Source organism: Delftia sp. ASV31, from assembly GCF_016428765.1.
Taxonomy (GTDB): domain Bacteria; phylum Pseudomonadota; class Gammaproteobacteria; order Burkholderiales; family Burkholderiaceae_C; genus Comamonas; species Comamonas acidovorans.
The window spans coordinates 1-10,987 of the sequence record NZ_JAELTK010000130.1 but is presented as its reverse complement, the minus strand read 5'-3'; the positions used below and the strand labels follow the sequence as shown (position 1 = coordinate 10,987).

Here is a 10,987-nt window from a genome sequence, read left to right as displayed (position 1 = left end):
TCCCAGGCCTTGACGGCCACGTGGCCGTTGGTCTCGGGCGCCAGCATCATCACCACCTCGGTGGCGTCGATGTCGGTGACGATGCGCGGGCGGCCCTGGCTCACGCCTTCCTCGCGCACCAGGCCGTTGAGCTCGCCCAGCTGCTCCACCTCGGTCTCGGTGTTCCAGCCGATGCCCTTGCCGCCGTTGCCCAGCCTGTCCATCAGCGGGCCCAGGGCCGTGAAGCGCTTGTAGAGGTTGGGATAGTCGCGCTCGACCACGGCAATCTGCGGCGCGGTCTTGCCGGGGATCAGGGCGCACTCGCCCTTCTTCCAGTCGCGCACGCCATCGGGCTGGGCCAGCTCGGCGGGGGTGTCGTGCATCAGCGGCGTCAGCACCACGTCCTTTTCCACGCCCAGGTGGCCCACGCAGACCTCGCTGAAGGACTTGGCGAAACCCTTGTAGATCTCCCAGTCGCTCCTGGCCTGCCAGGCCGGGTCCACGGCCGCCGACAGCGGGTGGATGAAGGGGTGCATGTCGCTGGTGTTGAGGTCGTTCTTCTCATACCAGGTGGCCGTGGGCAGGACGATGTCCGAGTACAGGCAGGTGGTGCTCATGCGGAAGTCCAGCGTGACCAGCAGGTCCAGCTTGCCTTCGGGCGCCTTGTCGTGCCAGCGCACTTCCTGCGGCTTGGCCGAATGGCCGGCGCCGGGCCGCCCCAAGCCGGCCGCCCCCTGGGGGGAGGCGCGCAGCGCATCGGGGGGGTCTTGTTCTCCAAGATCTTTTCCTTGCACGCCATGGGTGGTGCCCAGCAGGTGCTTGAGGAAGTACTCATGGCCCTTGCCCGAGCTGCCCAGGATGTTGGAGCGCCACACGAACATGTTGCGCGGCCAGTTGGCCGGGTGGTCGGGGTCCTCGCAGCTCATGGACAGCGAGCCGTCCTGCAGGGACTGCACCACGTGGTCCTTCACGTCCAGGCCCTGGGCCTGGGCGTCGCGCACCAGCTGCAGCGGGTTGGCCTGCAGCTGCGGGGCGCTGGGCAGCCAGCCCATGCGCTCGGCGCGCACGTTGTAGTCGATCATGGCGCCGCCGTACTGGCTGCGGTCGGCCAGCGGGGACAGCACCTCTTCCACGCCCAGCTTCTCGTAGCGCCACTGGTCGGTGTGGGCGTAGAAGAAGCTGGTGGAGTTCATCTGGCGCGGCGGGCGCAGCCAGTCCAGCGCAAAGGCCAGCGCGGTCCAGCCGGTCTGCGGGCGCAGCTTTTCCTGGCCCACGTAGTGCGCCCAGCCGCCGCCGCTCTGGCCTATGCAGCCGCACAGCATCAGCATGTTGATGATGCCGCGGTAGTTCATGTCGCAGTGGTACCAGTGGTTCATGGCCGCGCCGATGATGACCATGGACTTGCCGCGCGTCTTCTCGGCGTTGTCGGCGAACTGGCGCGCAATGGCGATCACCTGGTCACGCGGCACGCCGGTGATCTTTTCCTGCCAGGCCGGGGTGTAGGGCGCATCGGCGTCATAGCCGCCATCAGCGCCCTCGCCTTCCAGGCCACGGTGGATGCCGTAGTTGCCCGCCAGCAGGTCGAACACGGTGGCCACGATGGCCTCCTCGCCGTCCAGCACCATGCGCGAGACGGGCACGCGGCGCAGCAGCACATCCGTGCCCTGCTCGTTGGCGTCGAAGCCCGGCGACTGCAGGCCGCCGAAGTAGGGGAAGGCCACGTCGGCCACTTCACTGTCCACGCCCTGGCCGTCCAGCACCGAGAGCTTGAGCTGCACGTCGTTGCCCGTGCGCGCCTCCTTGGATTCGAGGTTCCACAGGCCCTCGTCGGCACGGCCGGCCTCGCCCCAGCGAAAGCCGATGGAGCCATTGGGCAGGGCCACGCCGCCGTCCTCGCCGTAGGCCACGGTCTTCCATTCGGGGTTGCTGTCCTGGCCCAGGTGGCCGTCGAAGTCGCTGGCGCGCACATAGCGCTCGGGCACCAGGGCCGTGCGGCCATCGGGCAGTTGCTGGCGCTTGAGGCGGATCAGCAGCGGCAGGTCGGTGTAGCGGCGCGCATAGTCCTCGAAATAGGCCGGGCGGCCGCGCTCGCCGAAGTAGAACTCCTTGAGGATGACGTGGCCCATGGCCATGGCCACGGCAGCATCCGTGCCCTGCTTGGGGTGCATCCACAGGTCGGCCAGCTTGGCGACCTCGGAGTAGTCGGGCGTGACGGCCACGACCTTGGCGCCCTTGTAGCGGACCTCGGTGAAGAAGTGGGCGTCGGGGGTGCGCGTCTGGGGCACGTTGGAGCCCCAGGCGATGATGAAGTTGGAGTTGTACCAGTCGGCGCTCTCTGGCACGTCGGTCTGCTCGCCCCAGGTCTGGGGGCTGGCCGGCGGCAGGTCGCAGTACCAGTCGTAGAAGCTCATGCACACGCCGCCGATCAGGCTCAGGTAGCGGCTGCCTGCGGCATACGAGATCATGGACATGGCCGGAATCGGCGAGAAGCCGATGATGCGGTCCGGCCCGTGCTTCTTGATGGTGTAGACGTTGGCCGCCGCGATCATGCGGTTGACCTCGTCCCAGCTGCTGCGCACGAAGCCGCCCAGGCCGCGCTGCTTTTGCCACTCGCTGCGCGCATCCGCGTTCTCGACGATGGCGGCCCAGGCATCGACCGGGCTCCTGGCCACGGCCAGGGCGGCACGCCAGTGCTTGAGCAGCCGGCCGCGCACCATGGGGTATTTGACGCGGTTGGCGCTGTACAGGTACCAGCTGTAGCTGGCGCCGCGCGCGCAGCCGCGCGGCTCGTGGTTGGGCAGGTCGGCGCGCGTGCGCGGGTAGTCTGTCTGCTGGGTCTCCCAGGTCACGATGCCGCCCTTGACGTAGATCTTCCACGAGCACGAGCCCGTGCAGTTCACGCCGTGCGTGGAGCGCACCACCTTGTCATGCGCCCAGCGGTCGCGGTAGGCGTCTTCCCAGGTGCGGTCCTCGCCCGTCACCTGGCCATGGCCGTTGGAGAATTCCTGCCGGGGCAGGGAGAAGTAGGAAAGCTTGTCCAGAAAATGGCTCATCGCGGGACTCCTTGTTGTTCGTTGCGGTGCGTTGCTGTTCGGTGCAGTAGTGCCTGCGGCCCAAGGCTCAGCAGGGCATCTCGGCGTTCCTGCGCGCGTAGTACCACCAGGTCACGCCCACGCACAGCACATAGAAGGCGGCAAACACCCACAGCGCCAGCTCGGGCCCGCCCGTGGCGGCGATGGAGCTGCCGTAGCTCTTGGGGATGAAGAAGCCGCCGTAGGCTCCCAGCGCGCCCGCAAAGCCCAGGGCGGCCGCGCCTTCGGTATTGCCCTCCTTGAGGGCATGGGCCTGCGCTTGCTCGCTGGGATGGGCGCCCAGTTCGCGCTGCTTGAGGGCCAGGAAAATCGCCGGGATCATGCTGAAGGTCGATCCGTTGCCGATGCCCGTGGTCAGGAACAGCACGAGGAACATCAGGAAGAAGCCCATGAAGCTGCCCTCGGCAGGGCCGAAGCCCAGCGCGTAGCCGCCGCTGCCCTTGGGCAGGAAATACAGCACGCCCACCACGGCCACGGCCATGACGAGGAAGTTCCAGAACGTCACGCGCGCGCCGCCCGCCTTGTCGGCCAGCCAGCCGCCAAAAGGCCGCGACAGCGCGCCCAGCAGCGGGCCCAGCCAGGCATAGGCCAGCGGATTGACCGCCGGGAACTGGCTCTTGATCAGCAGCGGAAAGCCGGCGGCAAAGCCGATGAACGAGCCGAAGGTGCCCAGGTACAGCAGGCACATCACCCAGTTGTGCTTGCGCCGGAAGATGGCGGCCTGGGCCGCGAAGCTGGCCTTGGCGTCGGCGATGTCGTTCATGCCGAACCAGGCGGCCAGCGAGGCGATGGCGATCCACGGCACCCAGATGAAGGCCGCGTTCTGCGCCCAGACCCGGGTGGTCTCGCCGGCCTTGGTGATGGTCTGCGCATCGCCGCCGAAGACGCCGAAGATGCCGGCCGTGATCACCAGCGGGCTCAGGAACTGCACCACCGACACGCCCAGGTTGCCCAGGCCCGCGTTCACGCCCAGGGCCGAGCCCTTGCGCTCCTTGGGAAAGAAGAAGCTGATGTTGGCCATGCTGGAGCTGAAGTTGCCCCCGCCCAGGCCGCACAGCAGGGCCAGGATCAGCATGGTCGGATAGCCGGTGCTGGTGTCCTGCACCGCGTAGCCGATGCCGATGGCCGGGATCAGCAGCGAGGCCGTGGACAGCGCCGTCCAGCGGCGCCCGCCCATCAGCGGCACCATGAAGGAATAGAAGATGCGCAGCGTGGCGCCCGACAGCGCGGGCGCCGCCGCCAGCCAGAACAGCTGGTTGGTGGAGTAGGTGAAGCCCAGCGCGGGCAGGTTCACGGCCACCACGCTCCAGACCTGCCAGATGGCAAAGGCCAGGAACAGGGCGGGCACCGAGATCCAGAGATTGATCCTGGCGATGGCCTCGCCCTCGCGCTCCCAGAACTGCCTGTCCTCGGGGCGCCAGAGGGTCAGCACGCTGCCGGGGCGGCTGCGCGCGGATGCCTTTGCGGCGGTCTTGGTGTTCGCATGCATGTGCAACTCCTGCGGTTCAGCGCGCGGCCGGCTGCACATCGCTGTGGCCACCGTGGCTGTTGAGCACGTCGGTGCGGCGCACCTCGGTGAAATACATCCAGATCAGCGACACCCAGACCACGCCGTACAGCAGCATGAAGGCGCTGGAGCGGATGCTCGTCCAGTCCAGCAGCACGCCGAACAGGATGGGCAGGATGAAGCCGCCCATGCCGCCGGCCAGGCCCACGATGCCGCTGATGGCGCCGATGTTTCCGGGGTAGTCGTCGCTGATGTACTTGAAGACGCTGGCCTTGCCGAAGGCCATGGCAATGCCCAGCACGAACATCAGCGCGGTGAAGGCATGGACGTTCAGGCCCAGGTGAAAGCGGGTGCTGCCTTCGGTGGTGAGCACCGTGAAATCGGTCTGCGGATAGGACAGCAGGAACAGGCAGATCCAGCACACCCACAGCACCCACCAGGTCACGCTGTGCGCGCCGTACTTGTCCGACAGCCAGCCGCCGATGGCGCGCAGCACGCCGCCCGGCAGCGAAAAGCAGGCCGCCAGCAAGGCCGCCACGCGGATGTCCAGGCCGTACTCGCCCACGTAGTACTGCACCATCCACAGGCTCAGCGCCACATAGCCGCCGAAGACGATGCTGTAGTACTGGCAGTACTTGAGCACGCGCGGATCCTTGAGCGCCTTCAACTGGTCGCTGAAGCGCACATTGCTGGGCACCAGGTGGGCAGGGTCGCTGTGGCTGAACAGCCAGAACAGCACCAGCGCGCCCAGCATGATGGCCGCATAGGCATGCGGCACGGCGGCCCAGCCGAAGGCCACCAGGATCACCGGCGCCACGAACTTGTTGACCGCCGCGCCCGAGTTGCCCGCGCCATAGATGCCCATGGCCATGCCCTGGCGCTCCTTGGGAAACCAGCGAGCCACATAGGGCGTGCCCACCGAGAACGAGCCGCCCGCCAGGCCCACGAACAGGCCGATGGTCAGGAAGTGCCAGTACTCGGTGGCATAGCCCATCACCCAGATCGCGGGCACGGTGACGGCCATCAGCACCGCCATCACGATGCGCCCGCCGAAGCGGTCGGTCCAGATGCCCAGTGGCACGCGCACCAGCGAGCCCGTGAGCACGGGCATGGCCGTGAGCAGGCCGAACTGCGTGGCGTTCAGATCCAGCATCTTCTTGATGGGGATGCCGATGATGCCGAACATCATCCAGACCATGAAGCAGACGGTGAAGGCCAGGGTGCTGACGGCCAGGACCGACCAGGCCTGGCGGTCGTGGCGTGTGCCTGTGCTGTTGCTCTTGCGGGGGTCGCCCTGTGCGGTGGGCGCTGTGTTTGCCATTTTGTTTTCCTCGTGGGGGCTATGGCTTGCATGGTCCCGCGCGAGGGCCGCGCCGCACATCCGCCAGCCGTACGCTCGGACAAGGCGGAAGAACTAGGAGCGCGCAGGCGGGCCTAGTTCCAAAGAACTATGGGAAGCAGGCGCAGGAGCAGATCACCGGCCGCCAACGGAAAAACGGAGATGCCACACGACGCTGCAAAGTCAGGCAGGAGCCGCCTTGCAGCGGGGCGCCGCACAACGGGAAGCGGCGCAGTTGCTCAGGGGGAACTGAACTTCAGGGGTTGCGGCTCAACGCCGATTTCGTACTGCGCTCCCACAGGCGCGCAAGCGCCGCTCTGGTGTGGTGGGAACAGGCAGAGCCCGGCTGCAGCGGCACGGCCCGAAGCGAGCCGCCGGGCACCGTGCGGTCCGCCGCAATGGGCCTTTCAATCCCGCTGCCGCTCCGACGCATACACCGCCGCCTGCACGCGCGAGCTCAGGCCCAGCTTGCGCAGGATGTGTTGCACATGGATCTTGACCGTGGTCTCGGCAATGTCCAGCGTGCGGGCGATTTCCTTGTTGCTGGCGCCCCGGGCGATCTGGACCAGCACCTCTTCCTCGCGCGGGGACAGCGGCGAGGCCGGGGCCTCGTCCGGCTCGGGCGCCTGGGGCTCGGGCGCGCCCTGGGACTGGAAGGCCGCCACCAGCTTGCCCATCATCTCGGGGCTGACCACGGGCTCGCCGCGCGCGGCGCGGCGCAGGGCCTCGGACAGCAGGTCGCCGTCGATGGTCTTGAGCAGATAGCCCTGGGCGCCGTTGCGCAGCGCGGCCGCCAGGTCCTGGCCGTCCTCGCTCACGGTGAGCATGACGACGCGGCTGCCGGGCGATGCGGCCCGCAGGCCCGCGATGGCATCGACGCCCAGCACGCCGGGCAGGTGGTTGTCCAGCAGGATGACCTGGGGCGCCAGCGCGGGCACCAGGCGCAGGGCCTCGCCCGCGTCGCCGGCCTCGCCGACCACGCGCAGGCCTGCGTCCTGGGCGATGAGGGCGATCAGGCCGCGCCGGAACAGCGTGTGGTCGTCGATGACGAAGACGGAGATGGGGCTGGAGAAGGACATGGGGCGGTCTTTTTCTTGCGGGAGCGTGTCACGCGTTCGAGGGGAGGGCCTGCACCGGCGCGCCGGCCGAGGCCGACGGCGGCAGCTCGATCAGCACGCGCGTGCCCTCGCCGGGGCGGGAGTGGACATGGACCAGCGCCTGCGCCAGCAGGGCGCGCTCGCGCATGATGCCCAGGCCCACATGCAGAGAGTCCGGCGCAACGGCGGCGGGGACGAAGCCGCAGCCGTCGTCGCAGACTTCGAAGCGCCAGGGGTGGCGTCCCACGCGCAGCTCCACATGCCTGGCACCCGCGTGCTTGCGCACGTTGGACAGCGCCTCCTGCACCATGTGCAGCACCTGGATCTGCACATCGGGCGCCAGCGGCAGGCCCTGGCCCGTCATGCTCAGCGAGGTGGCAATGCCCGTCTGGTGCTCGAACTTGGACAGCGTGGCGCGCAGCGCGGCCTCGATGTCCTCGGCGCTGGTGCGCGTGCGGAAATGCACCAGCAGCTCGCGCACGTCGGCATAGCATTCGCGCACGCCCACTTCCAGCTCGCCCAGGCTGCGGTCGCGCGCCTCGTCGCGGCCCTTGGCCACGGCGTCGCGCAGCAGCTGGGTCTGTATCTTGAGAAAGGCCAGCGACTGGGCAATGGAGTCATGCAGCTCGCGCGCGATCAGGCCGCGCTCCTCGGCCACGGCGGCTTCGCGCTCCAGCGCCGTGGCGCGCAGGCTTTCCATGGCACTGGCCAGGTGGCGCGCCATGGCGGACAGCAGGTCGCGCATGTCGTCCGTGAGCACCACGGTGGAGCGAAAGAACAGGTTGACCTCGCCCAGCAGGCGCTGCTGCAGTTGCACGGGGATGCTGACCACGGTCTGGAAGCCGGCCTCGCGGCAGTGGGGCAGCTGCAGGTCGCTGGCCGGAGTGATGGGGATCACGCGCAGCCGCGCCTGCTCGCGCGGCTGGCCGCACAGGCAGGCGCCCGTGTGCAGGCAGTGCTCCTGCACCGACATGGACTGGGGCAGGCCGTCGCCGGCCAGCAGCACGTAGCGCTCGTTGGCCTCGTCGGACCAGCGCACCGTGGCCGCATCGGCCTGGGCCGCCAGGCGGACCTGGCGCACAAAGCCTTCGGCCAGGGACTGCAGGCTGGCGGCCTCCGACGCCTGCACGCTGACCGCGTACAGCGCCTGCAGCTGCTGGTGCTGCACGTTGAGGCTGGCTGTCTTCTCGCGCACCTTGTCCTCCAGCTCGGCGTGAGAGCTTTGCAGCGACTGGGCCATCAGGTTGAAGCCGGCCGCCAGCTGGCCGAACTCGTCATCCACCTCCACGCTCATGCGCGTGTCCAGGTGTCCGCGGCGCATGCGCTCCAGCGCCGAGCGCAGCTGGCCCACGGGATGCAGCACCAGCCAGTAGCTGGTGGCCATGAAGCTCACGGCCGCGATGATGGCCAGCGCCATCAGACACATCTGAAACAGGTGCAGGATGGCCGTCCAGCGCGAGAGCCGGTCCTCGATGGCTTCGACAAAGCCGTCCACCTCGCGCACGAAGGCATCGGCGCTGCCCATGATGGCCTGCGCATCGACATGGTCCTCGGCCTGCCACTGCGTGCGCAGCGCACTCCAGTCGCCGCGTATGCGCTCGTAGCGCGCGCTGACCGCATCGCTCCAGGGCACGAACAGCGGCCGCGACATGTCGCCGCTGCGCAGCAGGTCCAGGCTGGCGTCGAACTGCCGTGCGCGCTCCTGCCACTGCGCTGGCGCCTCGTTCTGGCGCGCCATGGCCATGCGCACCATGCTCATGCGCAGCCGCCCGGCCTCGTTCACCGCCGCCGCGCCGCCCTCCAGCTGCCAGGCCACCCACAGCGTGAAACCGATCGATGCAACAGCCGCGAGCAGGCAGGCCGCGCCCATGAGCAGCAGCTTGGTCGAAAGCGAGGGCTTGCCATGCATGGTTGCACTGTAGCCACGGCACATTTGCGCGTCTTGACCTGAATCAAGCGTCGCCCGTTTGCGCCGTGCCCCCGCCCCGATTCCTAGGATCCTTTCAACTGCCCCCAATGCCCACAGGGCCTATGGCGTCCCCGGGCGAGGCCAGTGATTAGCATGGGGCCATGCAAGTCCGCTCCCACCTCCGCCCCTTCATCCGCACCCCGCGCCTTGCCGGCCTGGCTGCGGCCGCATTGCTGGCGGCAGCCCTTGCCGGCTGCGCCAGCTCCTCCGCCCCGGCGCGGGACTGGACGCAGCAGTTGCAGCGCTGGTCCGACGCGCCCATCGTGCTGCTGGGCGAGCAGCACGATGCGGTCGCCCACCAGGCCTGGCAGCAGGCCACGGTGGAGCAGTTGGCAAAACAGGAGCGCCTGGCCGCGCTGGTGATCGAGATGGCGCCGCGCACGGGCTCCACGGCCAGCCTCGCACGCGACGCCTCCGAGGACGCGGTGCAGCAGGCCCTGCAATGGCAGGACGCGGCCTGGCCCTGGCCGCGCTACCGCGGCGTGGTCATGGCCGCCGTGCGCGCGGGCGTGCCCGTGCTGGGCGGCAACCTGCCGCGCGCCGACATGAAGCAGGCCATGCGCAACGAGAACCTGGACACCCACCTGCCGCCCGAGGGCTGGCAGCGCCAGCTCGACGCCATCCGCGAAGGCCACTGCGGCCTGCTGCCCGACACCCAGCTGGCGCCCATGGCCCGCATCCAGCTGGCCCGCGACGCCAGCATGGCCGAGGTGGCCAGGGCCGCTGTCAAGCCCGGCAAGACCGTGCTGCTGGTGGCCGGGCGCGGCCACGTGCTGCGCGGCGTTGGCATTCCCACCTGGCTGCCCGAGGCCGCAGGCGCCAAGGTGGCCGTGGCGCAGGCGGGGGAGACATCGGTGGCGCAGGCCTCGGATGTGGATTGGCTGCAGAAGACGGATGCCCTGCCCGCCAAGGACCACTGCGCCGAGCTGCGGGAGAAGTTCAGGAATCCGCCGGCGCCGCGGGCCGATGCGGGCTGAAGCCCGCTGATTCCTGAAGAGGTTGCGGCCGGCCTTGCGACCGGCCGGAAATCAGCGGTAGAAAGCTTCCACGGCGCCCTTGAGCTTGATCAGCAGGGGCTTTCCCTTGCGGTCCACCGTCTTGCCGGCCGGCACCTTGATCCATCCCTCGCTCACGCAGTATTCCTCCACATCGAAGCGCTCGTTGCCGTTGAAGCGGATGCCGATGTCGTGCTCGAACACTGCGGCCACATGGTGCGGGCTGCGCGGGTCGATGGACAGGTGGTCGGGCAGTGCGGGGCGATCGGCGGGTGCGTTGGCGTCGGTCATGGTCTTGTTCTCGCAAGAGGGTTCTGAAGAAAGCCGGTATTGTCCGCGCAATTCGCAGGCAGGCGCTGGCTGACAGGCTTTGGCGGCAGGCATCGTCATGCGGATGGCGGACGGGCGTCGTATGCTGCGCTCCATGCTGTCGCCAGAGCAACGTCAAACACTGAAGTCGGCCAAGCGCCTGCCGCTGGCGCTGCTGCTGTTCGTGGCGCTGGGCTTCGTGGCCTCGTCCGTGGCGGCGGGGCACTGGCAGCAGGTGCCGCTGTGGCTGGCCTGCATCAAGGCCGTGACCGAGGCCTCGCTGGTCGGCGCGCTGGCCGACTGGTTTGCGGTGTCGGCGCTGTTCCGGCGCATTCCGCTGCCCCTGGTCGGGCGCCATACGGCCATCATCCCGCGCAACAAGGACCGCATCGGCGAGAACCTGGCGAACTTCGTGCGCGACAAGTTCCTGGACGGCCCTTCGCTGGTGGCGCTGATCGAGCGCCATGATCCCGCCCGCGTGCTGGCCGGCTGGCTGACCACGCCGGCCAACAGCACCCTGCTGGGGCGGCAGGTGGCGCGGCTGGCGCTGGCGGCGCTGGAGATGGTGCAGGACCGGCAGGTGGAGCGCTTTCTGACACAGGCATTCAAGGCCTTGCTGGCCCAGGTGGACCTGCCCCGCGCGGCGGCGGATCTGTTGTCGGGCCTGACCAGGGATGGCCGCCACCAGGCCGTGCTGGAC

Annotated in this window: 8 protein-coding genes; 2 read left to right on the top strand and 6 right to left on the bottom strand. The window is 68.8% G+C overall.

The window, feature by feature from the left end; translation table 11 throughout:
- The 5 genes from JHD82_RS27350 to JHD82_RS27330 form a co-directional block, all read right to left on the bottom strand.
- On the bottom strand, positions 1-3,032 hold a 3,032-nt coding region (locus JHD82_RS27350), incomplete at its 3' end, for a nitrate reductase subunit alpha (protein WP_199139930.1).
- A 67-nt stretch (positions 3,033-3,099) separates the two neighbouring features.
- Positions 3,100-4,560: an MFS transporter gene (locus JHD82_RS27345; RefSeq protein WP_199139928.1), complete on the bottom strand. Its 1,461-nt coding sequence runs from the start codon at positions 4,558-4,560 to the stop codon at positions 3,100-3,102.
- Positions 4,561-4,576: 16 nt separating this feature from the next.
- The gene (locus JHD82_RS27340; protein WP_199139926.1) at positions 4,577-5,899 is read right to left on the bottom strand and encodes a nitrate/nitrite transporter; all 1,323 of its coding nucleotides are present in this window, start codon (positions 5,897-5,899) and stop codon (positions 4,577-4,579) included.
- Between the two features lie 425 nt (positions 5,900-6,324).
- Complete coding sequence (locus JHD82_RS27335) at positions 6,325-6,996, bottom strand: response regulator (RefSeq protein ID WP_012203037.1); 672 nt, start codon at positions 6,994-6,996, stop codon at positions 6,325-6,327.
- A gap of 28 nt (positions 6,997-7,024) precedes the next feature.
- Positions 7,025-8,923, bottom strand: a complete 1,899-nt coding sequence (locus JHD82_RS27330; RefSeq protein ID WP_199139924.1) for a type IV pili methyl-accepting chemotaxis transducer N-terminal domain-containing protein — start codon at positions 8,921-8,923, stop codon at positions 7,025-7,027.
- A gap of 161 nt (positions 8,924-9,084) precedes the next feature.
- Between JHD82_RS27330 and JHD82_RS27325 the strand changes: the two genes are divergently transcribed.
- A complete protein-coding gene (locus JHD82_RS27325; protein ID WP_071954228.1) occupies positions 9,085-9,960 on the top strand; it encodes a ChaN family lipoprotein in 876 nt (291 codons plus the stop codon).
- Between the two features lie 51 nt (positions 9,961-10,011).
- Here JHD82_RS27325 and JHD82_RS27320 read toward each other — a convergent pair whose 3' ends face one another.
- Positions 10,012-10,269, bottom strand: coding sequence for a DUF3297 family protein (locus JHD82_RS27320; protein WP_013804396.1), 258 nt, complete (start codon positions 10,267-10,269; stop codon positions 10,012-10,014).
- A gap of 121 nt (positions 10,270-10,390) precedes the next feature.
- On the opposite strand from JHD82_RS27320, the gene JHD82_RS27315 reads away from it, so the two are divergent.
- On the top strand, positions 10,391-10,987 hold a 597-nt coding region (locus JHD82_RS27315; RefSeq protein ID WP_199139922.1), incomplete at its 3' end, for a DUF445 family protein.